This is a genomic window from Mesorhizobium sp. SARCC-RB16n, assembly GCF_008520305.1.
Classification (GTDB): domain Bacteria; phylum Pseudomonadota; class Alphaproteobacteria; order Rhizobiales; family Rhizobiaceae; genus Mesorhizobium.
The window spans coordinates 56,181-82,792 of sequence record NZ_ML703283.1 but is presented as its reverse complement, the minus strand read 5'-3'; the positions used below and the strand labels follow the sequence as shown (position 1 = coordinate 82,792).

The following is a 26,612-nucleotide window of genomic DNA, read 5'->3' as shown; positions in this document are numbered from 1 at the left end:
TCACCTCAATGCAAAACGGGAACAGCCCTGGCTGCTCCCGTTGCGACATTACTTGGTAATGTCGATCTTGAACCACTGCATGCTGTACTTCGATACCGAGCCGTCATCGAGGGCAGCCTTGAGGGCCTTGTTGTAGATGTCCTGCAGGTCCTTGTCGGTCTTGCGGAAAGCAGCGCCGATACCCGGCCCCAGGATCGGGCCACCCTTGAACTGAGGTCCGACGAATTCCAGGTCCTTGGCATCGGGCTTGGCCAACGTGCCGAGGAAGTAGGTGGTGTCGGCGAAAGCCACATCGATGCGGCCCGCCATCAGGTCGAGGTCATGCTCGTCCGTCGTCTTGTATTCATGGACGTTTGCGACATCCTTGAGATACTTGTCGGCAAAAGTCGCTTCCGTGGTCGAGACCTGCAGGCCGACATTCTTGCCGGCGAGTTCCTTGCGCAAAGTGTCAAGCGTCGCCTTGGATTCGGCGTCGTCTTTCGAAAGATCGATCATCTTGCCGCTGTTGGACAGTTGCGCCAGCGGGCCATTCTTGTCTGCAAGGAAGGCCACCGGTGAAGAGGCATAGGGGATCGAGAAGTCGATTGTCTTCATGCGCTCCTCCGTGATCGACATTCCGTCCATCACAATGTCGAACTTGCCGGCCGTCAGGCCCGGGACAACGCCGTCCCAATCCTGGGCCACGATGTTGCACTCCAGTTTCGCGCGGGCGCAGACGTCATTCAGAATGTCCACTTCGAACCCGACGATCTTGCCGCTGGCATCCGTCTGATTCCAGGGGGCATAAGAGCCCTCCATTGCCACTGTGACGGTCTTCCAGTCCTTGGCCACAGCCGGGGTCGAACAGGTCAGCGCCAGCGCGGCGAGCGCGATCCAACGTGATGATTTCACGGTATTCCCTCCCATACCCTGTTCCTGCGACAGGTAATGTTGATTGCTTAGCCCAGCCCCAATTTTCCGACAAGGGCAGTTATCTGGTGCACACGTTTGTGAAGCACGTCGAAGGTCCGGGCACGCCGATGCGGGGCAGCGGTCAGTCTATCCGGACAGCCGCCTGCGGGGCAGGGTCCTGTCGAGCGCCTTCCGGACCGGCGCCTGACGACCGCCGTCACATCCCTGTAACAGACATTTCGGATTGTGGGTGGTGTTGTAATCACTACAGACGGGTGAACGGACCGACCACCATGACCTATGATACCTCGGACGACCGAAGAATGACGGTCGATGCCCGTGTTCATGCGGCACTCGAAAGCTTGCCGCCGGCCGAGCAGCGCATGGCGCGGTTCTTCGTCGACCAGAAGCAGTCGGTCCTGCTGGGGTCGGCGGCCGAGATTGCCGAACTCGCCGGCACCAGCGACGCGACCGTCGTCCGGACGGCGCGCTCGCTTGGTTTCGAAAGCCTCTCGGCGCTTCGCCAGATGCTGCTGTCGGACCTGACCGGCACGCCGTCCCCCGGCAAGCGCCTGGCGCGCACCTTGCATGAGACCGGCGACGGCAGCGCCGGAGCATTGCGGCATGTGATCGACATTCATGAAAGCGTGCTCGAAGTGCTCAAACGTCCGGAGTTGGCGGCGGCTTTCGAGCGCAGTGTCGACATTCTGGCGCGGGCGAGCCGCCGCCATGTCTTCGGCATAGGTCCATCGGGCGCCATGGCCGACTATGCCAGTTTGCAGTTCAACCGGATCGGCCTGCCGACCAGCGCGCTGTCGGTATCGGGAATTGCGCTCGCCGATCGCCTGCTGTGGCTCGGCAAGGGCGACGCCGTGCTGATGATGGCCTACGCACCGCTCTATCGCGAGGTGGAAGTCGTGCTCGACCATGCCGCGCGTTTCGACATTCCGGTCGTGCTGATCAGTGACAATCTGGCTCCGCTGGTTCCCGGCAAGGTGGCGGAGAGCCTCCCGGTTCCGCGTGGCAAGGCCGATCACCTGGCCATGCATGGCGGAACGATCGTCCTCATCGAGGCGATGATCATCGGGCTGGCGAAACGAAACAGCGAAGCCGCCTTTGATGCCCTTGAGCGGCTGAGCACGGTTCGGGGATCTATCGACAAGGCCTGGATAAAGCGGGGCGTACGAAAGAACAAGAATAATAAAAATAACTAGTTCCACAAATGACACAAAACATTCAATCTGTTCGTACATGATACAATGGGAGTTACTGTGCCCATGGGAAATCTACTGGAGAGCAAGATGAACGCACGTACAAGTTTCTATTTGGCATTTGGCTTGAGCGCGCTTGCCATGGCAGCACCTGCCTCGGCATCCGACCTCGTGCTTTATGACGCGCTCGATTTCGCCGGCCCGGTGGCCAAGGCCTTCCAGGCCAGGACCGGCCTCACCGTCGACGTCGTCGAACCCGGCAGCACCGGCGAGACGCTAGGCAAGATCGCCGCCGAAGGCAGCAATCCGCAATTCGACATCGTCTGGCTCGACGGCTCCGCCGTGATGGAGCGCATGGCGGCAGATCATGTGCTGCAGGCTGTTCCCGCCGCCGCCTACGACAAGGTGGCCTTCACCGATCTCGGCAAGTCGCTGATCCCGCAAAGCCACGCCTTCCTGCCGACCGGCACCAGCACCACGGCCATCGAGGTCAACACCAAGAAAGTGCCCGCCGACAAGATGCCCAAATCCTGGGCCGAGCTTCAGTCCTTCGCCGGCAAAGTCGCGGCCAAGGATCCGAATTTGTCAGGCCCTGCCTATCAGTGGCTGGCCGGCTTCTTCCAGACCAACGGCCTCGATGCCGGCAAGGCTCTCCTGGCCAAGACGCTGACCAACAAGTCCCTGTCTGGCCTGTCGAGCGGCGGCAAGGTGAACAAGGCGGTGCTGACAGGCGATGCCTCGGTCGGCATCAACCAGGACAGCGCCATCTTCTCGAAGATCGCCGCGGGCGAACCCGTCGTCGCGGTCTATCCAAGCGAAGGTTCGGTATCCCTGCCGCAGGGCCTCGGTATCAGCGCCAAGACCCAGCACATGGACGCGGCCCGGAAATTCATCGACTTCGTCACCAGCGCCGAAGGCCAGGCCGCCATGCAGAACGGCGACGACACCGACTTCTTCTACATCCCGATCATCAAGGGCATCAACGCCAAGCCAGGCCGCGAGACCAACATCACCTACACGCATCTCGACGACGCCGTGGCCTCCGCCCACGAGACCGAGTGGAAACAGTGGTACAAGGCCAATTTCGTCCAGTGATCCGGCTGTCTGGGAAATGACGATCCTCCAGCATTCCAACGCCGCGGCTTTTGCCCGCGGCGTTGGCACCGGAAAGCCTCCGCTAGGCCGCCTGTCGGCGCTTGCTCGCCACAGCGGGCCATTTGCCGTCTACGCCGTGTTTGCCTTGCTGATCGGATTGCCGCTTGCCCTGGTGCTGGTCCAGGCGGTCATGCCCGGCCTGTTTGCCGCGCAAGACGCCAGCAACGGTCTGAGCCTCGAGCCGCTGAGCCGTGTCTTTAATTCTCCCTATGTCGCTGGCTCGGTCCTGCATTCGCTTGAGCTCGGCATGCTCGTCGCCTGCACCACGACGGCGCTGGGCGGCGCTTTCGCGGTGCTCGTCCAGCGCTGCGACATTCCGGGGCGGACAGCAATTTCGATGGTGCCGTGGCTGGTTTTCCTGACGCCGTCCTATCTAAAGGCGCTCGCCTGGATGCTGCTGATGTCTTCCGGTGGTTACCTGGCTCAATTCGGGTTGCTGCCTGCTTCGCTGGGCTCGGCGTTTTTCGGCCTGACCGGCCTGGTGTTCGTCCACACGCTCAGCCTGTTTCCGCTGGCCGCCTTCATCATCGGCAGCGCGCTGGCCGGACTGGGCAGCGAACTGGAGGATGCCGCGCGGCTCTCCGGCGCCGCTCCGCTCAGGATCTGGCTGCGCATCAACGGCCCGTTGCTGGCGCCGGCCATCGCCTTGAGCTTCATCGCCACCTTCGCCGAGGTGCTATCCGACTTCGGCCTGGCCTCGACCATCGCCAGGATGTCGAATTTTGGTGTCCTGACCTACGGCATCTATGCCGCCGCCAGCGACTATCCGGTCGACTTTCCCGCCGCCGGCGCCCAGGCGCTCGTTCTGCTCAGCCTCGTCCTGCTCGTCGTGGTGGCGGACCGGCTGTTGCGCCGCCGCGCCGACCCGCGCTTGATTTCGGGCCGCGCCAGGCCAGCCAGGTTGTACAATCTCGGCAAATGGCGCTGGCTCGCCATGGCGGCGGCCCTTGCCATTGCCTTCCTGGCGCTGGCTTTGCCGCTGGCCGCGATCGCGGCGCGCGCCTTGACGCAAACGCTGGGCCACGGGCTCATCTGGAGCAATTTCACCGCGGCCAATGTGGTGGCGGCGCTCAGCCTGAACACCGCGGCCAATGACGGCCTGCTGCGCAGTCTCTTCTATGCCGGGCTGACGGCGCTCATCGCCAGTTCGCTCGCCTTGCTCCTGTCGGCGCAACTCGACCGCGCGGGCCTGGTTCTGCGCAGCGCCGTCATCGGCCTTTCGCTTGGGTCGGTGGCGATACCGGGCATCGTGCTCGGCTTCGGCTATATCCTTGTCTGGAATCGCCTGCCGGGCTTCCGCGACTGGCCGTTTCCCCACTATGGCGATGGCTCGCTGCTGGTCATGGGCTATGTCGCCGCAGCGCTCCCCTACTGTCTGGTGGTGATCCTTTCGGCCATCGGGCAGCTGGCGCCGGGCCTGACGGATGCGGCGCGCTTGCACGGTGTCGGCGCGACCCGCCGATTGCTGGCAATCACCTTGCCGCTGATCCTGCTGAGCGTGGTGACGGCCTTCCTGTTGACGTTCATCCGCACCGTATTCGAACTGCCGATCTCGCAAATGCTTATCCCCCAGAGCGGCCCGCCGGCGCCGACGCTCATCCTGAAGCTGTTCAGCCACGACCGGGACGGACTGGCGTCGGCGATCGCGCTGGTCGCCATGGCGGCCGCGGGCATGGGTGCCGCGCTGGTCTGGTATCCGCTTCGCCGGTTCGTCAGACCGCGCCGGAGTGCGGCGCTTGTCGATGCGGGCCATCACCAGATCGCCGGAGCGGAACCCTTGTCATGACCGCGTCCCTGCATTGTGCCGGCATTTGCAAGTCGCTCGGCGGTCGCCCCATCCTGACCGACCTGGACCTCAAGATCGATGCCGGCGAAGTGGTGTCGCTTCTCGGTGCCAGCGGCTCCGGCAAGACCACGCTTCTGCGTATCATCGCCGGGCTGGTCGCACCTGAAAAGGGATCGATCACGCTGGACGGACGGATCGTATGGAGCGAGACGTCGGTCATACCTCCTGAAAAGCGGCGGATAGGCATGGTCTTCCAGGACTATGCGCTGTGGCCGCATATGACGGTGGCCAACAATCTCGCTTTCGGCCTGCGCGCGCAGCGGCTTTCGGAACATGAAATCTCCCAGCGGGTGAACCATGCGTTCGACGTCACCCGCCTTGCCCCCTACAAGGATCGCTATCCCACGGAATTGTCCGGCGGCCAGCAGCAGCGCGTCGCTATCGCGCGTTGCCTCGCCGCGCGCCCGGCGCTGATGCTGTTCGACGAACCGCTGAGCAACCTCGATGCCGCGCTGCGCGAGGACATGCGCATCGAGATGATGGAGATGGTTCGCCGCGAAGCCATCACAGTCGTCTATGTGACGCATGACCAGGCCGAGGCCATGGCGGTCTCCGACCGCATCGCCATCATGCGGGCAGGCGAGATCGTCCAGTTCGACACGCCACGCGCCATCTATGAAGCGCCTGCCGATTCTTTCGTGGCGAGCTTCATCGGTGGCTTTTCGATCGTTCGCGGGCAGGTCAGGGACGAGCATTTCAGGATCGCCGACAGTGATGCCGAAACCGTGCGCACGCCGGGAGCTCGATCCGGCGCAGGCATGCTGGTCATCCGTCCCGAGGACGCCCGGCCGGCAGACGCCTATCCCGGCAATCGACTGCAGGGCAAGGTGCTGTCGAGCGCTTTCCAGGGTCGATGCTGGCGGCTGGCGGTCGATCTCGGACAACAACGCGTACGGCTCGACTGGCCCGAAGCGCCGCCGATTGGCGCAGCACTTGCCTTTTCGTTGCCACCGGAGCGCTGTGTGGTGCTGACCGCATAGTGATTCCGGATCGTGAACCCGAAGCTGGAAATGACCGGCCAAAAAGATCATGGTCGAACGAGACAAGACAGGAAGCCTTGATGCAGACACTGACACCCATCCTCTCGACAATCACGGCGGCATTTCTTGCCTCCCTTGTCGAGGTCGTCGAAGCTTTCACCATCGTGCTCGCGGTCGGGGTGACACGCAGCTGGCGTCCGGCACTGACGGGCGCTGCCCTGGCGTTGGCGGTGCTGGCGGCCCTGGTGCTGGCGTTCGGGCCGCTGCTGGCGCTGGTGCCGATCACGACGCTGCAGTTCGCCGTCGGGGTGTTGCTGATCCTGTTCGGCATGCGCTGGTTGCGAAAGGCCATCCTGCGCAGCGTCGGCGTCATTGCCCTGCATGACGAGGAAGCGGCCTTCGCCAAGGAAACCGCCGCACTGCACCGGCAGGCCAACGATCGGCGTGCCGACTACCTCGCCGGACTGGCCTCCTTCAAGGCGGTGTTGCTCGAAGGTGTCGAGGTGGTGTTCATCGTCATTGCCGTCGGCGCGGCGCACGGGCAGACTCTGTACGCCAGCATGGGCGCGCTGGCGGCCTTCATCCTGGTGATGCTTGTCGGCCTGGCGGTTCACCGTCCGCTGGCGCGCGTGCCGGAGAATGCGCTGAAATTCGTGGTCGGGCTGATGCTCACCAGCTTCGGCATCTTCTGGACCGGCGAGGGGATCGGCGCCGACTGGCCGGGTGCCGATCTTGCCCTGCTCGCCATCTTCGCCATCGTCGCGCTGGCCTCCTTTGCGATGGTGCGCTGGCTGCGCGGCACCTATCCCACAGCCGCCGGAGGGCTCGCCCGATGAACGTCATTCGTCTCGTTGCCAGGGAATTCTTCGGCATGTTCGTCGATGACGGCAATCTGGCCCTGCTGGCGCTGGTCCTGGTGGCCGCCGTCACCGCGGGGGTTAAGCTCCTGGCGCTGCCACCGCTGCTTGGCGGCGCGCTGCTGCTGGTCGGCTGCCTTGCCATCCTCTTGCAAAGCGTTCGCCGCGCGGCACGCCAGAGCAGCAGGTAGTTACTTACTCCGCGGCCGCGCCGACCGCGCCCTTGCGGGCGGCATCGACCATCCGCCGGCGCGCGCGGAACACGCCCCATTGCTGGTCGACCAGCACGCCGATGAGGATGACGCCACCCATCACGGCAAAGTTGAGCGAGGAGGGAATGCCGAGCAGGTTGACCAGGTTCTGCAATTCCTGCAGCAGCACAGTGCCGAGGATGACGCCGATCAGCGATCCCTCGCCGCCGCGCAGCGAGAAGCCGCCGAGCACGGCGGCCGCAATGGCGTAGAGTTCGTAGAACTGGCCATGGCTGGCCGGCGAGATGGAGCGGGTATACATGGCGAAATAGATCGCCGACAGCGCGGTGAGCACGCCGCAGATGACGTAAGCCGCCATCACGACGCGCCCGGTGCGGATGCCCGAATATTTCGCCGCCTCCTCGTTCTTGCCGATGGCGTAGAGATAGCGCCCGAACACCGAGCGGTGCAGCACCACCCACATGACGATGGCGATGACGACCAGCGCGAAGAAGGAGTTCGGCACGCCATACGAGCGGCCGGCGGTCAGGAATTCAAGCGTTGGAAAATTTTGGCCGAAGGCGAAGCCCGCCGTGCCGTCGGCTGTGTAGAAACGCGCGACGCCCCGATAGATCAACAGGCCGCACAGGGTGACGACGAAGGGCTGCAGCTTGAGCCGCGTGATCAGCCAGCCATGCGCCAGGCCGATGATAGCGCCGAGCACCAGGATCAGCGCGAAGGCGATCGGCCATCCCACGCCGCGCACGGCGATGAAGTCGATGAACAGCGTGCCAAGCAACGCGACGACGGAGCCGACGGACAGCTCGATGCCGCCGGTGATGATGACGAAGGCTTGGCCGATCGACAGGATACCAAAAAGACCGATGAGGTTTGAGGTGTTGGCGAGATTGATCGGCAAGAGGAAGCGCGGATTGATGATGGCAACGATTGCTCCGACCACCAGGATCAGGATCAGCAGGCCGAGATCTTTCTTTGTCATCGTCGTCTCCGCTTACGGCCTGTTTGCCGGCTTGCCCACCGCCAGCAGCAGTACGTTTTCCTGGCTGAACTGATCCTTGTCGAGAATGCCCGAGATCTGGCCCTCATGCATGACGGCGATGCGATCGGAGACGCCGATCACCTCTTCCATGTCGCTGGAGATCATCAGCACGGCAACGCCGGCATCGGCCAGCGCCCGCATCAACCCATAAATCTCGGCCTTGGCGCCGATGTCGATGCCGCGCGTCGGCTCGTCGAGGATCATCACCTTCGGGTTCATGGCAAGCCATTTGCCGAGCACGACCTTTTGCTGATTGCCGCCAGACAGCGTGCCGGTGCGCGTCTGCACCGAAGGCGCCTTGATGCCGAGATTCTTCTTTTGCTTTTCGGCGGTAACGACTTCCGCGCTGTTCGAGACAAGCGCGCGCTTCGCATGTGCCGGCAAATTGGGGAGTGAAATATTCTGGGCGATCGACAGGTCGAGCAGGATGCCGGTCAGCTTGCGGTCTTCCGGCACGAGGAAAATGCCTTGCGCGACGGCATCGGCTGCGCTGGCCAGCGCCAGCGGCTTGCCGTTGAGCTCCAGCGTGCCGCCAAGGCTGGCATCGATGCCGAACAACACCCGTGCCAGTTCGGTGCGGCCGGAGCCGACGAGGCCGGCCAGTCCGAGGATTTCGCCGCGCCTGACATCGAGATCGACCGGCCGGCTAGGGTAGGTCGGGGTGCGCACCGCCTTGGCCGACAGCGCCACGGCGCCTGGCGCCCGCCCGGCCTCGGAGGCCTTCTCGCGCTCCTTCAGCATGCGGCCGATCATCAGCTTGACCATCTGGTCGTGGTTGATGTCGCGCTTGCCCAGCGTGCCGGCCAGCATGCCGTCGCGCAGCACGATGACGCGGTCGGCGACTCGCTCGATCTCATGCAGGCGGTGCGAGATGAAGATGACGCTGATCCCGTCGGCCTTCAGTGCCTTGATGACGTCGAGCAGCTTGTCGGTCTCGGCGATCGGCAGGCTCGATGTCGGCTCGTCGAGGATGACCAGCCTTGCCTTGATCGACAGCGCCTTGGCGATCTCGACCATCTGCTGCTGCGCCAGAGACAGATCCGCGACCTGCGTGTCGGCGGAGAAATTGGCGCCGACCCGCTTCAGCAGCGGCGCCACCATTTCGCGCAGTTTCGCGCGGTCGACCAGCCTTAGCGGCCCGGCGCGCAGCGGCTCGCGGCCGAAGAAGATGTTGGCGGCGACATCGAGATTGTCGAACAGATTGAGTTCCTGGTGGACGAAGGCGATGCCGGAACCAAGACTGCCTTCGACCGTCAGGTCCTTATGGGCGATGCCGTCGACGGTGATGGTGCCGGTGTCCGGCGTGGTGACGCCGCCAAGGATCTTCATCAGCGTGGACTTGCCCGCGCCATTCTCGCCGACCAGGCCGATGACCTCGCCGGGCCTGACCTCCATGGAAAACCCGTCGAGCGCCACGACGCCCGGATAGGTCTTGCGCACGTTCTCGAGGCTGAGGAACGGAGTGGTCGCCGCGATGGATGTGTCGGAATAATTCATCATGCCTGACAGCAGCCGGTGGGCCAAAACGGCCCGTTCTGCAGACTGACGACCCCGGCAGGGTTCGTCAATGCGAGAGCAGCCGGCTCGACCGAAGTTGAGCCGGCTGAACTGCCTGTGGTCTCAGTTTCCAGCCATCGCCTTCAGATTTTTGGCATAGGCGTCGACATCATCCTTGCCGATGATCTTGGTCGGGATGATGATCAAGCCATTGGCCGGGATGCCCGACTTGTCGCCCTTGAGGTAGGCGGCCATCAGCTTCATGCCCTGATAGGCCCATTCGAAGGGCTGCTGCACCACGGTGGCGGCAATGGTGCCTTCCTTGACGCCGCCCAGCGTGATCGGATCGTCATCGAAGCCGACGACGGTGATCGAGCCGAGCTTGCCGGCGTCGCGCAGCGCTTCATAGATGCGCGGCGTGTTGTAGGAATAGAAGCCGACCATGCAGGTGACGTCGGGGCTGGCGACCAACGCGTCCTCGACATTCTTCTTGGCGCGCGCCTGGTCGATGTCGTCGCCGCGCACGTCGACGAGTTCGATCTTGGTGCCGGCGAGGCCATCCTTCATGCCCTGGATGCGCTCCTTGGCATTGTCAGCGCCGAGCAGACCGACAAAGCCGAGGCATTTGCCGCCATTCGGCATCGCCTTCTTGGCGATTTCGGCTGCCTGCTTGCCGGCGTCGACATTGGACGAGCCGATATAGGCGACGCGCTTGGTCTGCGGAGCATCCGAGTCCGTGGTGAACAGCGCCGTCTCCGAGGCAATCTTGTTCAGCCCGTCGGTAGAGGTCTTGGGATCGACGGCCGAGACCATGATGCCCTTGACGCCAGCGGTCACGAGATCGTCCATCAGCCGCTGCTGGATGGCGACCGAGGATTGTTCGGGGTATTTGAGTTCGAGCGTGTAGTCGGGCAGTTCGCCCTGGGCCTTCTTGACGCCGGCTTCGGCCGCTTTCCAGAAATCGGAAGCGCCGTTGACGACGAAGGCCAGCGTCGGCTTGTCGTCGGCGCGCGCGATGGCCGTCGCCGTCAGGCCGACAACCAGGGCCGCGGCGGCCACGGATGCATTGCGTATCAAGGATTTCATGTTCTACCTCCCGTTTTGGTCCAGCCACCGGGCTGACCCGTCTTGCTCACTAGAATGTCTTGCTCACTGGAATTGCCTAGCTCACTTGGAATTACCGTTCGCGGCCTGGACGCCCCTCCTCCTCAAGGGTTCCCGACACTGAAAAGAATGGCGTCGTTTCCAGCCACGGCCACGGACTTTAGACAACCATTCTTCATTCGTAAATAGTCCGATTTGTCTGACATATCACATATCTGAGACAAAGCTGGCGGGGGCAAATATCCCCTCGCCATCGGGCCGTTCACAAATACTCCCAACGCACCCAGGTCCGTCCGGGCTGGATGCGATGGATTGACGGTACAGCGCATTTTTGTATTAGTAAACACTATTAGCAAGGATCGGCGCGGTGGCGCGCGGGTGTGCCTTCGAGCAGATTTGCCGGTTCAAGGACCTCTATCACGCCGAGACGGAGCCTTGCGATCCTGGGTTTTTCGAGGCCCGAGCCTGCATGAACGATGGACCGCAAGTATGATAATACTTATAAACAAACTCGATGCTCCCATGAGCCGGCAGCTTCACGTCATCTTGCCGGCCCTGCCGGCCGTCGCTAGACAGGCTGGGGATCGGGGGACATCTGCTGCATGAGCGAGACGACGGATCCGGCCATCGCAACTGCGAAGCGCCGCAAGGCACCGGCAAAGCCCAAAGGCCGCGTCACCATGACCGACATTGCGCGCGCCGCCGGCTGCTCGCAGGCGACGGTTTCCTTCGTGCTCAACAATACGCCTGGCATCCGCCTGTCGCAGCAGACCCGCGAGCGGGTGATCGAGGCGGCGCGGGCGCTCGGCTACAGCGCGCCCGCCTTCTCGGCGCTGAAGCAGCCGGTTGCCGCCCTCGAGGGCTCCGCCTCTGGTGGACCCGCCTTCGACGGACTCGACGGGGTGATCGGCTTCGCCGTCGATCAGCTCGCCACCAGCCCGGAAGCCGTCGTCGCCATCGAGGGAGCGCGCCAGGCCTCGTGGAACGCCGGCAACGTGCTTTTGGTGGCGCAGACCATGGGCGACGCCGTGATGGAGCCGCGCGCCATACAGGCTTTGACCAGGCGGGGCATTTCGGCGCTGATCTACATGACCATCTTCACCCGCGAGATCACAGCGCCCGACTTCCTCTACGGCCTCGACATCCCGGTCATCCTGCTCAACTGCTACACGTCGGATTATGCCTTCCCCGCCGTGGTGCCCTCCGAGATCGCCGGCGGCCAGAGCTCGACCCGGCATCTGATCAGTCACGGCCACCGCCGCATCGCCACCATTACAGGCGAACCCTGGATGCAGGCCGCACAGGACCGCCTGAAAGGCTACCGCCGCGCGCTCGCCACCGCCGACATCCCCTTTGATCCGGAGCTGGTGGTCGAGGGCGACTGGTCGGCCAGCGCCGGCTACGCCGCAACGATAAAGCTGCTGGCCCTGAAAGACCGCCCCACCGCCATCTTCTGCCAGAACGACCGCACCGCGATCGGTTGCTACGAAGCGCTGAAGGAAGCCGGCCTGCACATTCCGCAGGATATCTCGGTCGTCGGCTACGACGACGAGGAAATCGCCCGCCATCTCTTCCCGCCGCTGACCACCTCGATCCTGCCCCACATGGCGATGGGTCAATGGGCGATCGAGCAGCTGGAAGCACCGGCGGTGGCGGGACGGGGGCGCTATCCGATCACCAAGCTGGAGTGCCCGCTGGTGGAACGGGAGAGCGTGGGGCGGATAGGGGGCTGAGGCAGCACCATTCTTTCAGCCGGCCAATAGACCACGACCCCATCAGGCATGTCATTCCAGTATGCGGCCGGGCAATTGTCGTTCATACTTGCGGCATGACGGGTCCAGGCTTGCGCTGTGTGCAGGTGTGTGCGGCTTTGCTGGCCGCAAGCTGCCCGCGCGCCGAGGCCGACGGGATCAGGATGGTCCAAGCCGGCGCCTACTCGTTCTCCGACGAACTTGGCGGTTTCAGGATCCTTTCGGCCAAGGGCGCTGGAACGCGCGACGACCCGATCGTCATCACCGAGGAACTGGAGACGGCGGACCCGGTTACGTTGACCATACGGGCCGCCAGGCCGATCCAGCCGTTCGGAACCTCCGGCGACTACACGACCGGCTTCCTGCCGCTGAAGATCGTCGCCCTCAACAACAGCGGTGACGCCTGGATCGAATTCGAATTCGAGCTGCAGTCGATCATGAACAGGCCGAGCGATTATGGCGACGGGCTGTCGTTCGACCAGGCGGAGCGCGAGAGCGGCATGATCAAGTCCGACAGCTTCGCCGAATTCAAACGCGACTTCGAACCCTATGACAGGCTGCTGTTCCGCAAAGGCAAGGTAGACCCGCTCGAAACCGCCTCGTTTTCGTTCCTGGTGACGGATTTCTCGCCTAAGGACCGGTTTTACCTGGTGGAGGAGCCGCATATTCCTTCCTCTTGAGGGCGCCATCCGATCGCCAAGCTTTAGCCCGCCCCGGATGCTGGCATTCACCGTGCTCCCGCGTCTTGGCTTCATCCTGATAGAGGTCTAGCCTGCGCCTCCAGCCAAGGGGAGGGCATATGACGTCGAGTTTCACCGTTCATGACGCGTCCGGATATGAGCAACTCATGGGCCGCTGGAGCCGAAAGCTCGCGCCCAAGTTCATCGGCTTCGCCGGGCTCGCCCCAGGCGAAAAAATACTCGACGTCGGCTGCGGCACCGGCAGCCTGACATTCGAGCTGGCGCAATCCGCCGAGCTCGCGGCGATCGCGGCGATCGACTTTTCGCCTGTTTTCGTCGAGGCGGCAAAGCGGCGCAATACCGATCCGCGCATCGAAATTAAGCAGGCGGACGCCACCGCCTTGCCGTTCGCCGACAATGCGTTCGACCGTGCGCTGGCGCTGCTGGTGCTTCACTTCGTACCGGAAGCCGGCAAGGCGGTTGCCGAAATGTGCCGCGTTACGCGGCCGGGCGGCGTGGTCGCGGCCGTGGTGTGGGACCATCTCGGCGGCATGGCCGGCATGCGCATGATGATCGACACGGTGGCGGCGCTCAGCGAAGGCGGGCGCCAGATGCGCAGCCGCTATTGCTTCCAGCCGATGATGCAGCCCGGCGAAATGAAACGGACTTTCATCGAGCAGGGGCTGGCCGACGTCACCGAAACCGAGCTGATGATCCGCATGGATTACCAGGATTTCGCCGACTATTGGGCGCCGATATCAGCCGGCGAGGGACCGCTCGGCAAATATATGACCACGCTGGAGGCAGCCGAGCGCGAGCGCACCGAGGCTGTCGTCCGCGATGCCTATGAGGCCGGGCGACCGGACGGGCCGAGGTCGTTCGCCAATGTGGCCTGGGCGTGCAGGGGCGTTGTGCCCTGACCGCACATGCGGCGAAGCGCCTTTTAAAAGCCGCGGTCAGGCCTGTCGAGCAAACAATTCGGCATAGCGCTGCAGGTAGAGCGGCCAGCCCTGATCGCCGGCGACGGCATCGCGGACGCCTTCCCAGCCCTGGCCATGGCGCTCCAGATTCCGGTGCTCGATCTCGACGCGGGTGCGCTCAGCCGTTTCGGCGGTGAACCGCACCTCCCATTCGCTGGCCCTGGCCGGGTCGGTCTCGATGCGCCATTGCGGGCTGATGTCCCAGCTCAGGAGCACGCGGTTGGGCGGCTCATAGGCCAGCACGCGCGCCCAGCGGCACTCGCTGCCATCGACGCCGCGGTCATAGACGTGGCCGCCGACCCGGGGCTCGAACACCGTCTCGGCGATTTGTGCTGTAAGCAGATTGTGCTCGGGCGGTTTGAAACTGCCGAAATCCTCGGTGAAAACCTTGAAGGCGCGCTCGATCGGCGCCTCGACCACGACGGACTGCTTCACGGAGGTGATGGGGATCTGGGTGTTCATGGTCACTCCTCTGGCGGGGTCTCGACGGCCAGCTTGTAGGCCGCGAGCGTCTTGCTCCAGAACCGGTCGAGCCAGGCGCGCATCTGGCCAAGCCCGTGCGGATCGATGTGGTAGACGTTGCTGGCGCCCTTCGGCTCCGCGCGCACCAGCCGCGAATCCCGAAGCACCTTCAGATGCTGCGACACCGCGGACTGCGACACGCTGACCTGCCGCGTGACCTCCGCCACCGAGCGCGGCCGCTCCGCGATAAGCTCGAAGATCTGCCTTCGGGTCGGATCGCCCAGGGCGGCAAGCTGTGCGCTATCAACAGTCATCACTTATGATTAGTGTGGACTGATGATTGAGTCAAGCGGTGGTGCTTGGCGGGTCGAATCTACCAGGGGCATCAACTGGCCGCGACGTCTATCCCTTGCGTTCTTCAAGGCTGTTGCCGCCGTCGACGACAAGCAAGGCGCCGTTGACATAGCTGGCGCTCTCGGAGGCCAGGAACACGACTGCCGCCGCGACCTCATCCGGCCGGCCGGCGCGCCCCGGCGGCGTATGCAGGGCCGCTATCCGCTCCGGCTCGCTCGATGCGCCTGTCTCGATCCAGCCGGGCGCCACGGCATTGACGGTGACGCCGTGACGCGCCACTTCCAGCGCCAATGTTCGGGTCAGGCCGACCATCCCGGCCTTCGCCGCGGAATAGGCGGCGCTGCCCTGGTAGGAGACAAGCGGCCCAGTCACCGATGCGACATTGACGATGCGCCCATACCCCGTTTCGACCATCGCCGGCAGAAACGCCCTGGTGACGAGAAACGCGGTCTTCAGGCTGGTCTCGATGCCCTGGTCCCACTCGCTCTCGCTCATCGCCAGGAAAGTCTTGTCGACGGACGGCGACGCCAGCGATCCCATGCCGGCATTGTTGACCAGGATATCGACAGCGCCGACCTCGGCCCACAGCCGCTCCACCTCAGCGGCAATGGTGAGATCGGCGACCGCGGCCGTGGCATCGATGCCCTCGCCGCGAAGCTCGCCAGCGCGCTCCAGCACCCGCGCGCTGGCGCCGGTCAGGAAAACCGCATGCCCGCCATGGCCAAACCGGCGCGCAATGGCAAAGCCGATGCCGTCGACAGCGCCAGCGCCGGTGATCAGGACGCGCCTGGTGGGGGTAGCTGTGGCCAAGTCAGGCTCCTTGGGAGGGATCTATCGCTTTGTTGGTGGATGGGCGCAGTCGAAGGCGGCAATCGGCGACACTCGATGTAGCATATTTGCCGCTCCAGCGAGATTGGTGGCGGTCGTTTCCAATGGAAGGATTGCCCTTCAGCCCTTTGCAAAGGAGAGCAAGGTGCCCTGAAAGGGGACATGAGGCGAGGCCGTTCGCGAATTGAGTTACCTGCCGCTTCAAGCGCGTTCGGGCTGGCGTGTTCCGCACGCTTCCGCAGCCGACCGCTCATCGCATTGAAGATCCAATGAAAGCCTAGTCGACATTCTTGCTAGCTCGCGGTCCCCATAAGGCCGACCGTCGGCTTGCCCCCCTGACCCCAACTCCGCCCGGTGCTTGCAGTCCACAACACTTGTGATGCATTCGGAAAAATAGTTAGATCAGCTAGAATCGAGAGGGTGGGACAAGACATGGCGCACAAATACGGCGGGCCGTGGTCAGAGATAAAACTAGACGCGGTAGAATACTACTTGCAATGCTACACAAAGGCCCTGACGTGGGCAAAGATGGACTTATGGTACATTGATGCGTTTGCGGGTTCTGGCGATCGGGAGGCGGAGCGCCAGGTCGGGGGCATCTTCGAGGGGCGCGAGATCGAAACCGTCATTGAAACTTTAGACGGTTCGGCGCGGCGCGGCCTCAAAATCGAGCCGCCGTTCAAACATTTTATTTTTATCGAAAAGGATCCTGAACGTGCGGCGGCGCTGGAATCTGTTCAGGCTGATTGGCCAGATGCGGAAATTCAAGTCCTTCGCGGTGACGCCAATAATGAATTGCTGGAGATCATCGGAAAAGCTCCCTGGACCAGCAAATCGCGTAGTCGCTCGCGCGGCGTCGTTTTTCTGGATCCTTTTTCCATGCAAGTCGATTGGTCGACCCTGAAAGCACTCAGCCAAACCGAATGCCTTGATATATGGTATCTATTCAATGTTGCGGCTGTCACCCGGCAGTTGGCCCATGACTTAGCTGGGGTCGGCAACAAGGAAGGCATGCTTGATCGCGTTCTCAGTCCGCGATGGCGGGACCTGTACGCCATGCAGCCGGAAAATCCTTCCGGGCAAACCGACATCTTCGCGAGCCTCTTTGATGCGCCTCAGAAACCCGCGACCGCTCAGAGAACCGTCAGCAAAAAGCAAATCGATCAGTGGTTTGAAGGGCTGCTCAGGGAGACGTTCGCGTTTGTGTCGGAATCGCTTCCAATCATGACCCCGCATGGCGGCCATACCTTTTCATTGTTCTTGGCTGTGGCCAATCCTGACCCAAAGGCGACTGAGCTTGCCGAAAAATTTGTCCGCTATGTCAACCGGAAATATGCACCGAAGCCGCAGGCATCTCGTCATAGGTCCGGCCGTTGAGCGTGCGACCAGTCGCCTTCTTATTGCGACCGCCCCACTGTTTAAAGAAGAAGGCCGTGCCGGAACGCCGACACATCGTTTCAATTTCATCGACCCAGCGTGGATCCATATAGCGCGAGTTCGGCCCGGACTCGCCGCCAACGATAGCCCAATTAATATTGGTCAGATCGGCACCCGCAACCGAGCCGATTAGAGGTTCGAGCGAAACAAACCTGATAGCAGCAGGAACTTTGCGCAATTCGTCCAATCGATCGAGAACACGATTGTCCTCCACGCTTGTGCCGAGCCAGACATTTGGCAGCACCGGAAAGTCTCCGCGTGTCAGAACTTCCGCCATGCGCTCTGGCCGCTTGGTGAGGATTTGATAGGTATGTCGCGGCGTCTCATCCATTACACTCCAAACTTGGCGAATGAAATCGGGAGGCACATCGGCGTGAAACAGATCGGACATGGAATTGACAAAGACCCGACGCGGCTTGCTCCACGTCGCCGGCGTGGCGAGTGACTTCGGATCGAGCGTCACCTTCCCTGTCCATTTCGCGCGGCCGCCACTTTTGCGGGTCAGGCCGTGATATTTCTCCTGGCCCATCGCCTCAAGCCGAGCGGCCATGCGCATTGCATAGCAATTGGTGCAGCCCGAAGTTAGGATAGTGCAGCCTGCAACTGGGTTCCACGTCGCGTCGGTCCATTCGATCGAAGTTTCAGCCATAGGACAATTCTCCTAGTTGTCGATCATGGTTAATCTGAGGTTATGAAATTTCCGTTTCCCTGGACGAGAAAGGGGCTCAATGCGCACTATGTGGGAACGGCGCGCGGAGATGCCGCCGACAATATTCGCGATGCGGGCCAAGTTTTTGATTTATTGGCGCACCCGACAGGATTCGAACCTGTGACCTCTGCCTTCGGAGGGCAGCGCTCTATCCAGCTGAGCTACGGGTGCTTTCAGGACGAAGAGCCCGGAAAACGAACCAGCCGGTGAACCGGCAAGTCACGGCTTCTTAGCGGAAGCGGGCGCGGGCTTCAACGGGCAATTGAGGATTGGAGATTTCCCTCGTAAGGCGAGGACTCTTTCGCGTATGGTTCTCCCCTCTCCGTGTCCGCTCCGTCGAGCCACCTTGCCGGGGCGAGCCACGGGTCTCGACCGTCCTTCGGACCCCCACTCCCGGGGGCGAGGAACCCAAGCCTTTCCGAGGGCGTCGCAGCCCGCTTCTTCGGGTCAATCCGCGCTGTCCCTCGCTGCCCGCCTCGCTCACCGTCCGCCGCGCGTCGCCCTGCAAAGTATGACGTTCCCCCCGCCAGCCACATCCCCTAGTATTCCCGAGGTAAGTCGCGCATAATGGGCGCGGCCTTCCTGCGGGACAGAGTCCCTCGGAATGCCGGGAGGAACCGAGGATGGCCGTTGTGCTCGTACTCGTTCTGATTGTCGTCGGCTCGGTGCTGTTCCATGTGCTGAGCCCTTGGTGGTGGACGCCGATAGCCTCCAACTGGGGCTATATCGACAGCACTCTCGTCATCACATTCTGGATCACCGGCACGGTCTTCTCCGCTGTTGTGCTGTTCATGGCATATTGCGTGTACCGCTTCCGGCACAAGGAAGGGCAGAAGGCGCACTACGAGCCCGAAAGCAGGAAGCTCGAATCCTGGCTGACCGTGGTCACCGCTGTCGGCGTCGCAGCATTGCTGGCGCCTGGGCTGTTCGTGTGGAGCCAGTTCGTCACCGTTCCCAAGGACGCGACCGAGATCGAGGTCGTTGCGCAGCAATGGCAATGGAGCTTCCGCTTGCCTGGCGCCGACGGCAAGCTTGGCACCTCGAACGCCCGGCTCATCGGTTCCGAGAACCCGCTTGGCATCAACCCACAGGACCCGAACGGTCAGGACGATGTCGTCGTCGTGGCGACCGATCTGCATCTGCCGATCGGCAAGCCGGTCAAGGTGTTGCTGCGCTCGATCGACGTGCTGCACGATTTTTACGTGCCGGAGTTCCGCGCCAAGATGGACATGGTTCCCGGCACGGTCACCTATTTCTGGTTCACCCCCACCAAGACAGGGAGTTTCGAAGTTCTTTGCGCCGAGCTTTGCGGCGTCGGTCACGCTTTCATGCGTGGCGTCGTGAAGGTCGACACCCAGGAGGATTATCTGGCCTGGCTGAAGCAGCAGTCGACCTTTGCCCAGATGTCGGCACCTGCCAAAGTGGGCGTGCTTGCCGCACCGGCGACGGCACAGGCGAAGGCAGAGTAAGCATAAACCGGCCCCGAGGAGGACCGGAAAGAGCGGAGAGGTTCAGGGATGGTTGACGTCACGCCTCATGGAGCAGACTTCATTCCGGCCGCGGAAGTGGCGGAGGTGGAACTCTATCACCCGCACAGCTGGTGGACGAGATACGTCTTTTCACAAGATGCCAAGGTCATCGCCATCCAATATGCCGGCACGGCGCTGTCCATCGGGCTCGTCGCGCTGGTGCTGTCCTGGCTGATGCGCCTGAAGCTTGGTTTTCCCGACACTTTCGCGTCCATCTCGCCGGACATGTATTATCAATTCATGACCATGCACGGCATGATCATGGTGATCTACCTCTTGACCGCGCTGTTCCTTGGCGGCTTCGGCAATTACCTCATTCCGTTGATGGTCGGCGCACGCGACATGGTGTTTCCCTATGTCAACATGCTGAGCTACTGGATCTATCTGCTTGCCGTTTTGGTGCTCGTCGGCGGCTTCTTTGCGCCGGGGGGGCCGACAGGCGCCGGTTGGACGCTCTATCCGCCGCAGGCCATTACCTCAGGCACGCCCGGCGGACAGGATTGGGGCATCATCCTGATGCTCGTGTCGCTGATCCTGTTCATCATCGGTTTCACCATGGGCGGCCTCAACTATGTGGTGACCGTGCTTCAGGGTCGCACGCGCGGCATGACGCTGATGCGCCTGCCGCTGACCGTCTGGGGTATTTTCACCGCCACGGTCATGGCGCTGCTGGCCTTCCCGGCGCTCTTCGTCGCCTGCGTGATGATGCTGTTCGACCGCGTGATCGGCTCGAGTTTCTTCATGCCGGCGATCGTGGAAATGGGCGCCACCCCGCTGCCGCACGATGGCGGCAGCCCGATCATGTTCCAGCACCTTTTCTGGTTCTTCGGCCATCCTGAAGTCTACATCGTGGCGCTGCCCGCCTTCGGCATCGTCTCCGACCTCATCAGCACGCATGCGCGCAAGAACATCTTCGGCTATCGCATGATGGTGTGGGCGATCATCAGCATCGGCGCGCTCTCCTTCGTCGTTTGGGCGCACCACATGTATGTCTCGGGCATGCATCCCTATTTCGGCTTCTTCTTCGCCACCACCACGCTGATCATCGCCATCCCCACCGCCATCAAGGTCTACAATTGGGTGCTGACATTGTGGCGCGGCGACATCCACCTGACCATCCCGATGCTGTTTGCGCTCTCTTTCATCGTCACCTTCGTCAATGGCGGGCTGACCGGGCTTTTCCTCGGCAATGTGGTGGTCGACGTGCCGCTGTCGGATACGATGTTCGTCGTCGCGCATTTTCATATGGTGATGGGCGTGGCACCCATCATGGTGGTATTCGGTGCAATCTATCATTGGTACCCCAAGATCACCGGCCGGATGCTCAACGAGGCGATGGGCCGCTTCCACTTCTGGGTGACCTTCATCGGTACCTACATGATCTTCTTCCCGATGCACTATATCGGGCTGGTCGGCGTGCCGCGCCGCTATCCCGAGCTCGGCGATACGGCCTTCGTCCCGCCTTCGGTGCATACGCTGAACGAGTTCATCACCGTGGCCGCGCTGATCGTCGGCTTCGCCCAGATGGTATTCCTGTTCAACCTGCTGTGGAGCATTCGCCACGGGCGGCCAGCAGGCGACAATCCGTGGCGGGCGACGACGCTCGAGTGGCAGACGGCCGGCACGCCGCCGCCACACGGCAATTTCGGCAAGGAACTGCCCGTGGTCTACCGCTGGGCCTATGACTATAGCGTGCCCGGCGCGCCGGAAGACTTCATTGCGCAGAACGATCCGCGCCCATTGACGCAAGGCGGCCCCGCATGATCGCGATCCTGATCCTCCTGGCCGCCGTAACCGGCGTTGTCGGCTGGTGGCTGTCGCGCCAGCGGCTGATGTCCAAGCCGTGGCTCGAGGCCGGGCCGGTCACGGCGTTTCCCGAGACGGAAGCGTCGCTCGTGCATCCGGCCAAGATCGGGCTCGGCGTGTTCCTTGCCGTGGTCGGCGCGCTGTTCGCGCTTATGATCAGCGCCTATGTCATGCGCATGGACTATGCCGACTGGCAGGCCGCTCCAGCCCCGAGGCTGCTGTGGCTCAACACCGCCATGCTGGTGCTGGCGAGCTTGGCGCTGCAAGGCGCGGTGTCTGCCGCGCACAAAGCCCAACTGGACAATCTCCGGCTTGCCCTTCTCGCCGGCGCCCTGGCATCGGTGGCTTTCCTGGCTGGGCAATTGCTCGCCTGGCGCGATTTCGCCGCCGAAGGCTATTTCGCGACAGAGAACCCGGCCGCCAGCTTCTTCTATCTCCTGACTGCGATGCACGGCCTTCACATTATCGGCGGATTGGTGGCGCTCGGCCGGGTCAATGTGCGCGCATGGCAAGGCGCCCGGTCCGGAAGCCTCGTTCTGTCGACCGAGCTCTGCGCGACATACTGGCACATCCTGCTTGCCGTCTGGCTGGTGCTTTTCTGCGTGCTCATGGGCTGGGCGGATAATGTGATCGACATCTGCCGAGGGCTCTTGACCTAGACGGCCGCGCGACGGGCCATACCCAAGGAGGAAATGCTCATGGCCGAGACCACGCTGGAACACGCCGCACCGGTCGCTCCGCGGCCGCCAGGCCTGCGCGGCATCGCGGCCGACTGGTCATCCGACCAGAGGGCGTTCAAGAACGTCTCCTGGGGCAAGGCCATGATGTGGATCTTCCTGCTCAGCGACACTTTCATCTTTGGCTGCTTCCTGTTGTCCTACATGACCGCGCGCATGTCGACGACGGTGCCTTGGCCCAACCCGAGCGAGGTTTTCGCGCTGCACTTGTTCGGCCAGGACATTCCGCTGATCCTGATCGCGATCATGACCTTCGTGCTGATTTCGTCGAGCGGCACGATGGCCATGGCGGTCAATTTCGGCTACCGGCACGATCGCAGGAAGACCGCGGCGTTGATGCTGCTCACCGCCGCCCTGGGCGCGTCCTTCGTCGGCATGCAGGCTTTCGAGTGGACGAAGCTCATCACCGAGGGCGTGCGGCCCTGGACAAATCCCTGGGGCGCCGTGCAATTCGGTTCATCCTTCTTCATGATCACCGGGTTCCACGGCACCCATGTGACCATCGGTGTGATCTTCCTGTTGATCACCGCGCGCAAGGTGTGGCGCGGCGACTTCGAAGCCGGCGCGCGCGGGTTCTTCACCAGCCGGCGCGGCCAGTACGAGAGCGTCGAGATCATGGGGCTCTACTGGCACTTCGTCGACCTGGTGTGGGTATTCATCTTCGCATTCTTCTATCTTTGGTGAGGTGGAGCGATGGCACAGGCGGAAGCACGGGAACAAGGGCTGCAAGGACACGCTCCCTTGCATCAGGTGGGACACGCGGAAGGCCAGCAGCACCCGATCAGGCTTTATCTCGTCGTCTGGGGCTGGCTGTTCATCCTCAGCGCCGGCTCATACAGCATCGACTATTTCGGCCTCCAGGGCCATCTCAGATGGGGCCTGATCATTACCTTCATGATGCTCAAGGCCGGGTTGATCGTCGCCGTGTTCATGCACATGGCCTGGGAGCGGCTGGCGCTTGCCTATGCGATCCTGGTGCCGCCACTGCTGATCCTGGTGTTCGTTTGGATCATGGTTCTCGAGTCCGGTTACACCGAACTCACCCGTGTCCTGTCATTCGGCATGGGGCCATAGACCGCTCGCCGGATCGCGTTTCTTCGTTGACAGGAAAAGTGACGGGAGGACAATGGTTGCCTCGTTCTCAGACGCGTCCCCACCTCCAACAGAAAGGCGCCTACGATGACGATCGCAAGGAAACTCCAGGACTATATTGCCGGCAAGGGCATCGCCTACGATACCGTTGCCCACCACCGAACCTCGACCAGCAGCCAGACGGCGCAGGCAGCGCATGTTCCGGGCCGCCGACTCGCCAAATCGGTGCTGGTCCATCACGAGATGGGCTATGCGCTGGCGGTGGTTCCGAGCAGCCATCGGGTCGAGTTCAATACGTTGCAGGACGTGGTCGACAGACGGCTTGGCCTCGCTTCCGAAGATGAAATCGGAGAGGTGTTCAGCGACTGCGACATTGGCGCCGTGCCGCCCTTGGGCGCCGCCTATGGCGTGCCGGTCATTCTCGACGAGAGCTTTGGCGCGGAAGGCGATGTCTATTTCGAAGCCGGCGATCACAAGACGCTGGTGCATGTCACGGGCGCCGACTTCCGCAATCTGCTGAGGGATGCGCGGGTCGCTCGCTTCAGCCATCCGGCGTGAACCAGAAGCGCCCGCCTCTTTACACGGTGGGCGCCTCTCCTTCGTCGAGCAATCGGCGGCAAGGCGACGCCGCCTCTATTTGTGCATGTCGTTGCCGCGTCACTTTGCGCGCATGCACTGGGCAAATCGGATCAGCTCCCTTTGCGTATTTTTGCCTTGGCTGGGACAGGGGCTGGCGCCGGTTCGATCAGCTTGCGGTAAAGGTGCCAGGTCGAATGGCCGAGCACGGGCAGGACCACGGCCAGCCCGACGAGCAGCGGCAGCGAGCCGAGACCCAGCGCAACGGCGACGATGAGACCCCACAGCAGCAGCGGCACGGGGTTCGTCATGACCGCTCGCGCCGAAGTCTCGATGGCCGCGTAGGCGCCGATGTCGCGGTCGAGGAGTAGCGGGAAGGCGACGACCGTGGTGCTGAGCACGACGAGGGCAAACAGAAAACCGATGAGGTTGCCCAGAATGATCAGCGTCCAGCCGCGCTGCGTGGTCAGCACATCTGCGATAAAGCTGAAGAACGATGCCGGCGCGGCGTCGCCATAGAGGTATGCATAGAGCGCGCGCGCGGTTACCAGCCAGGCGATGAACAGCACCACCAGCATGACCCCTAGAGCGGCGATAGCCGGCATGGCGGGCGATTTTCGGACGTCGAAGGCATGTCGCCACGACGGGTCGAGTTGCTGTTCGCGCCGGCGGCTGATCTCGTAGAGGCCAAGCGCGGCGAAGGGGCCTAGAAGCGCGAAGCCGGTCATCAGTGGATAGACGAGCTGAAGCGCGTTGCCGCCGGAGCTCCAGGTGATCAGCACGATACCGGCAACCGGATAGATCAGGCATAAAAAGACGTAGTGCGAGGGTTTTTCCCAAAAATCGTCAAATCCCCGGCGAAGCGCGTCAAAAACATCCGCAACCCCTATCCGGCGGATAGCGGGATGTTCGAGCTTGCTGCCGGTGCCTGCTGCGTAGACATGGAAATTTGCCATGACCATTCCTCCAGGATCGAGCCCGGTTCGGTCGCGGCTTTCGGTGCTGCCGTCTGCGTGACTGGCCACGCCAAACCGCGACCTGCACCGTCGGGATCATAGCATTGTTCCCAGACCTTGTCGCGTTCGGCCCCCGGTCTGCAACCTAAATACCGCATGACGCGTTACCGTGCGCGGCATTGAAGCGCGTGGCGTCGAAAAGGAGTGATGCAACCCGCTAATTTTAGCCTTATGCATGTCGCTGTCCCAAAACCGAGGTTACTTTCGGGCGACATGCGATAGCATCCACGGCGCGGACAGCGCCGATTTGAGGGAGGAGAATGCCATGAGACTGACCGCGGCCCTTCTTGCAATTTCATTTATCGCGACCACTCCGGCCTTTGCAGCGGGCGATGCCGATGCCGGCAAGAAGATCTTCACCAAATGCATGGTCTGCCATGAAGCGGCGACCGACAAGGACAAGATCGGTCCATCCTTGCACGGCGTCATCGGCCGGAAGGCAGGTTCGCTGCCGAGCTTCCAGGCCAAATATTCCGACGCGATGAAGAAGGCGGGTGCAGGCGGCCTGGTCTGGGACGAGGCCAATATCGCTGAATACATCAAGTCGCCGAAGACAAAGGTGCCCGGCAACAAGATGCCCTTCGCCGGGCTCCCGAACGATGCCGACATCGCCAATGTGATCGCCTACCTGGAAGCCGCCGCCAAGCAGTAGAGGGGCGGGGCCGGCGGAACTCGAATGCCTGAGCCTTTGCTGGACTCGGAGGCGGGTGATGCTTGCCGAGGCTGTAGCGAATTCATGCCAGAGACATGCGAAAGTTGCCGCACCCGAGGCGATCGGCTGGCTTGCGGCGATCGCAGCTCCGGCCTTCGGACGGCACCACCCCTCACTCCCCCGCCGGGCTCTTCACCGGCCGCCGCCCCCGTACCGCCCGTTTCACCTTCTTCGCACTCGCCAGTTCGTGCATGGCATCGAGCTGCATCTGCTGCATCTCCGCCAGTCGCGTCCATTGGCGCGAGATCAGGTAGTCGAGCTTTTCGTGCAGGTGGCGCACTTCGAGCTCGGCCTTGAGGTTGACGCGGTAGTCGTTGAAGGAGCGCAGGCGGTCTTTCACCTCCTGGCGCTTCTGGCTCATCATGATGATCGGCGCCTGGATGGCGGCGATGCAGGAGAGCACGAGGTTGAGCAGGATGAAGGGATAAGGATCGAAGGCGCCGGTCGTGCCCTCGAACAGATTGATGCCGATCCACACCAGAAGCACGCTGCCGAACGAGATCAGGAACCACCAGCTGCCGCCAAAGGCGGCCATGCCGTCGGAGACGCGGTCGGCGAACGTCCGGTGCTCCTCGAATTCTTCTTCGCTGTTTTCGGAAATCGTGTCCTGCCGGGCGATCGATTCCACCACCTGGCGGTCGAGCTCGGAAAACTCGCCGTGCTCCTGCTGCAGCAGCTCCTCCATGTAGCGCATGCGGTAGCGGCCGAGCTCCTCGCGGCTGATGCGGGCGCCCTTGGGCAGATCCGGGTGGTCTGCATGGATGCGGTCGGCGAGGCTCGGGCGCAGCGTGTCGATGCGCACAAGGTCACGCTTGCGGAATTTGCGGCCTGAGATCGCCGACGGCTTTTTCTTCGGCTTCAGCCGCGACGCGCCGGGGCCGGCGGGTTCGGAATCCGGCACTTCGGGCGTGTCGAAATGCTCGTCGGAGACCTCATGCAGGTCCGCTTCAGTGGTCGTCGCCTCGAAATACTCGCCGCCGCTGTCGTTCTCATTGTCGGCCGACTTCTGCTCGGATGCCTTGGGAACGGTGCTCATGATGGGCTCCTGCTGTCGTGCTGTGTCTAGACTACGCCATGGCGGCGGGGCATATCCACTGTCGGATTCCGCAGCCTATGCCACGTCTTCCGCACGATTGCGTGACAGTCGCAAG

At 62.6% G+C, this 26,612-nt stretch carries 27 protein-coding genes and 1 tRNA gene; 17 read left to right on the top strand and 11 right to left on the bottom strand.

All coding sequences use genetic code 11. From position 1 onward, the window contains the following. Nucleotides 1-48: 48 nt before the first annotated feature. Complete coding sequence (locus tag C7I87_RS26230) at nt 49-891, bottom strand: transporter substrate-binding domain-containing protein (protein WP_246696411.1); 843 nt, start codon at nt 889-891, stop codon at nt 49-51. Between the two features lie 293 nt (nt 892-1,184). Between C7I87_RS26230 and C7I87_RS26225 the strand changes: the two genes are divergently transcribed. From C7I87_RS26225 to C7I87_RS26200, 6 genes are all read left to right on the top strand, one after another. Further along, nucleotides 1,185-2,105, top strand: a complete 921-nt coding sequence (locus tag C7I87_RS26225; protein ID WP_149906944.1) for a MurR/RpiR family transcriptional regulator — start codon at nt 1,185-1,187, stop codon at nt 2,103-2,105. A gap of 87 nt (nt 2,106-2,192) precedes the next feature. Then, nucleotides 2,193-3,197, top strand: coding sequence for an ABC transporter substrate-binding protein (locus C7I87_RS26220; protein WP_188393998.1), 1,005 nt, complete (start codon nt 2,193-2,195; stop codon nt 3,195-3,197). Between the two features lie 16 nt (nt 3,198-3,213). Further along, the gene (locus C7I87_RS26215) at nt 3,214-5,043 is read left to right on the top strand and encodes an ABC transporter permease (RefSeq protein ID WP_149906942.1); all 1,830 of its coding nucleotides are present in this window, start codon (nt 3,214-3,216) and stop codon (nt 5,041-5,043) included. After that, nucleotides 5,040-6,083 (top strand): ABC transporter ATP-binding protein, encoded by a 1,044-nt coding sequence (locus C7I87_RS26210; RefSeq protein WP_149906941.1) that lies wholly within the window; start codon nt 5,040-5,042, stop codon nt 6,081-6,083. Before C7I87_RS26215 ends, C7I87_RS26210 begins: the two co-directional genes overlap by 4 nt. 80 nt (nt 6,084-6,163) lie before the next feature. Beyond that, entirely contained in the window at nt 6,164-6,919 is a 756-nt protein-coding gene (locus tag C7I87_RS26205; RefSeq protein WP_149906940.1) for a COG4280 domain-containing protein, read from the top strand. Beyond that, nucleotides 6,916-7,131: a hypothetical protein gene (locus C7I87_RS26200; RefSeq protein WP_149906939.1), complete on the top strand. Its 216-nt coding sequence runs from the start codon at nt 6,916-6,918 to the stop codon at nt 7,129-7,131. The genes C7I87_RS26205 and C7I87_RS26200 overlap by 4 nt, the downstream gene beginning before the upstream one ends. 4 nt (nt 7,132-7,135) lie before the next feature. On the opposite strand, the gene C7I87_RS26195 is transcribed toward C7I87_RS26200, so the two are convergent. The 3 genes from C7I87_RS26195 to C7I87_RS26185 all read right to left on the bottom strand — a co-directional run bounded on the left by C7I87_RS26195 (nt 7,136) and on the right by C7I87_RS26185 (nt 10,774). Continuing rightward, complete coding sequence (locus tag C7I87_RS26195) at nt 7,136-8,131, bottom strand: ABC transporter permease (RefSeq protein WP_149906938.1); 996 nt, start codon at nt 8,129-8,131, stop codon at nt 7,136-7,138. 12 nt (nt 8,132-8,143) lie between these two features. After that, nucleotides 8,144-9,688: a sugar ABC transporter ATP-binding protein gene (locus C7I87_RS26190; protein WP_149906971.1), complete on the bottom strand. Its 1,545-nt coding sequence runs from the start codon at nt 9,686-9,688 to the stop codon at nt 8,144-8,146. Between the two features lie 123 nt (nt 9,689-9,811). Next, a complete protein-coding gene (locus tag C7I87_RS26185) occupies nt 9,812-10,774 on the bottom strand; it encodes a sugar-binding protein (RefSeq protein ID WP_149906937.1) in 963 nt (320 codons plus the stop codon). Between the two features lie 620 nt (nt 10,775-11,394). Between C7I87_RS26185 and C7I87_RS26180 the strand changes: the two genes are divergently transcribed. The 3 genes from C7I87_RS26180 to C7I87_RS26170 all read left to right on the top strand — a co-directional run bounded on the left by C7I87_RS26180 (nt 11,395) and on the right by C7I87_RS26170 (nt 14,143). Next, nucleotides 11,395-12,525, top strand: a complete 1,131-nt coding sequence (locus C7I87_RS26180) for a LacI family DNA-binding transcriptional regulator (RefSeq protein ID WP_188393997.1) — start codon at nt 11,395-11,397, stop codon at nt 12,523-12,525. A gap of 182 nt (nt 12,526-12,707) precedes the next feature. Continuing rightward, nucleotides 12,708-13,223: a hypothetical protein gene (locus C7I87_RS26175; RefSeq protein ID WP_246696410.1), complete on the top strand. Its 516-nt coding sequence runs from the start codon at nt 12,708-12,710 to the stop codon at nt 13,221-13,223. A 119-nt stretch (nt 13,224-13,342) separates the two neighbouring features. Continuing rightward, nucleotides 13,343-14,143: a class I SAM-dependent methyltransferase gene (locus tag C7I87_RS26170; RefSeq protein WP_149906935.1), complete on the top strand. Its 801-nt coding sequence runs from the start codon at nt 13,343-13,345 to the stop codon at nt 14,141-14,143. Nucleotides 14,144-14,179: 36 nt separating this feature from the next. On the opposite strand, the gene C7I87_RS26165 is transcribed toward C7I87_RS26170, so the two are convergent. The 3 genes from C7I87_RS26165 to C7I87_RS26155 all read right to left on the bottom strand — a co-directional run bounded on the left by C7I87_RS26165 (nt 14,180) and on the right by C7I87_RS26155 (nt 15,829). Further along, nucleotides 14,180-14,665 carry an SRPBCC family protein gene (locus C7I87_RS26165; RefSeq protein WP_149906934.1) on the bottom strand — a complete coding sequence of 162 codons (486 nt, stop codon included), beginning with the start codon at nt 14,663-14,665 and terminating at the stop codon, nt 14,180-14,182. A gap of 2 nt (nt 14,666-14,667) precedes the next feature. Beyond that, nucleotides 14,668-14,979: an ArsR/SmtB family transcription factor gene (locus C7I87_RS26160; protein WP_015314540.1), complete on the bottom strand. Its 312-nt coding sequence runs from the start codon at nt 14,977-14,979 to the stop codon at nt 14,668-14,670. Nucleotides 14,980-15,067: 88 nt separating this feature from the next. Then, nucleotides 15,068-15,829 carry an SDR family oxidoreductase gene (locus C7I87_RS26155; protein WP_149906933.1) on the bottom strand — a complete coding sequence of 254 codons (762 nt, stop codon included), beginning with the start codon at nt 15,827-15,829 and terminating at the stop codon, nt 15,068-15,070. A gap of 450 nt (nt 15,830-16,279) precedes the next feature. Between C7I87_RS26155 and tcmP the strand changes: the two genes are divergently transcribed. After that, nucleotides 16,280-17,224, top strand: coding sequence for a three-Cys-motif partner protein TcmP (gene tcmP, locus C7I87_RS26150; RefSeq protein ID WP_149906932.1), 945 nt, complete (start codon nt 16,280-16,282; stop codon nt 17,222-17,224). Here the strand turns inward: tcmP and C7I87_RS26145 are convergent. Together C7I87_RS26145 and C7I87_RS26140 are read right to left on the bottom strand one after the other, a co-directional pair. After that, nucleotides 17,169-17,933, bottom strand: a complete 765-nt coding sequence (locus C7I87_RS26145) for a DUF5131 family protein (protein ID WP_149906931.1) — start codon at nt 17,931-17,933, stop codon at nt 17,169-17,171. The two genes, tcmP and C7I87_RS26145, sit on opposite strands and share 56 nt — an antisense overlap. A 154-nt stretch (nt 17,934-18,087) precedes the next feature. Further along, nucleotides 18,088-18,164: transfer RNA gene (locus tag C7I87_RS26140), tRNA-Arg, on the bottom strand. A gap of 452 nt (nt 18,165-18,616) precedes the next feature. Between C7I87_RS26140 and coxB the strand changes: the two genes are divergently transcribed. From coxB to C7I87_RS26110, 6 genes are all read left to right on the top strand, one after another. Beyond that, the gene (gene coxB, locus C7I87_RS26135; protein ID WP_149906930.1) at nt 18,617-19,462 is read left to right on the top strand and encodes a cytochrome c oxidase subunit II; all 846 of its coding nucleotides are present in this window, start codon (nt 18,617-18,619) and stop codon (nt 19,460-19,462) included. A 48-nt stretch (nt 19,463-19,510) separates the two neighbouring features. Further along, nucleotides 19,511-21,286, top strand: coding sequence for a cbb3-type cytochrome c oxidase subunit I (locus C7I87_RS26130; protein ID WP_149906929.1), 1,776 nt, complete (start codon nt 19,511-19,513; stop codon nt 21,284-21,286). Beyond that, complete coding sequence (locus tag C7I87_RS26125; protein WP_149906928.1) at nt 21,283-21,987, top strand: cytochrome c oxidase subunit 3; 705 nt, start codon at nt 21,283-21,285, stop codon at nt 21,985-21,987. The genes C7I87_RS26130 and C7I87_RS26125 overlap by 4 nt, the downstream gene beginning before the upstream one ends. Before the next feature lie 39 nt (nt 21,988-22,026). Beyond that, nucleotides 22,027-22,749, top strand: a complete 723-nt coding sequence (locus C7I87_RS26120) for a heme-copper oxidase subunit III family protein (RefSeq protein ID WP_149906927.1) — start codon at nt 22,027-22,029, stop codon at nt 22,747-22,749. 9 nt (nt 22,750-22,758) lie between these two features. Beyond that, nucleotides 22,759-23,139 (top strand): cytochrome C oxidase subunit IV family protein, encoded by a 381-nt coding sequence (locus C7I87_RS26115; RefSeq protein WP_149906926.1) that lies wholly within the window; start codon nt 22,759-22,761, stop codon nt 23,137-23,139. 105 nt (nt 23,140-23,244) lie between these two features. Beyond that, nucleotides 23,245-23,715, top strand: coding sequence for an aminoacyl-tRNA deacylase (locus C7I87_RS26110; protein ID WP_149906925.1), 471 nt, complete (start codon nt 23,245-23,247; stop codon nt 23,713-23,715). Between the two features lie 131 nt (nt 23,716-23,846). Here the strand turns inward: C7I87_RS26110 and C7I87_RS26105 are convergent, their stop codons facing one another. Continuing rightward, entirely contained in the window at nt 23,847-24,689 is an 843-nt protein-coding gene (locus C7I87_RS26105) for a DUF2189 domain-containing protein (RefSeq protein ID WP_149906924.1), read from the bottom strand. A gap of 325 nt (nt 24,690-25,014) precedes the next feature. On the opposite strand from C7I87_RS26105, the gene C7I87_RS26100 reads away from it, so the two are divergent. Next, nucleotides 25,015-25,401 (top strand): c-type cytochrome, encoded by a 387-nt coding sequence (locus C7I87_RS26100; RefSeq protein WP_140508222.1) that lies wholly within the window; start codon nt 25,015-25,017, stop codon nt 25,399-25,401. A 172-nt stretch (nt 25,402-25,573) separates the two neighbouring features. Here the strand turns inward: C7I87_RS26100 and C7I87_RS26095 are convergent, their stop codons facing one another. Further along, on the bottom strand, nt 25,574-26,497 hold the full coding sequence (locus tag C7I87_RS26095; RefSeq protein ID WP_149906923.1) for a DUF1003 domain-containing protein: 924 nt from the start codon (nt 26,495-26,497) through the stop codon (nt 25,574-25,576). Between the last annotated feature and the right edge of the window lie 115 nt (nt 26,498-26,612).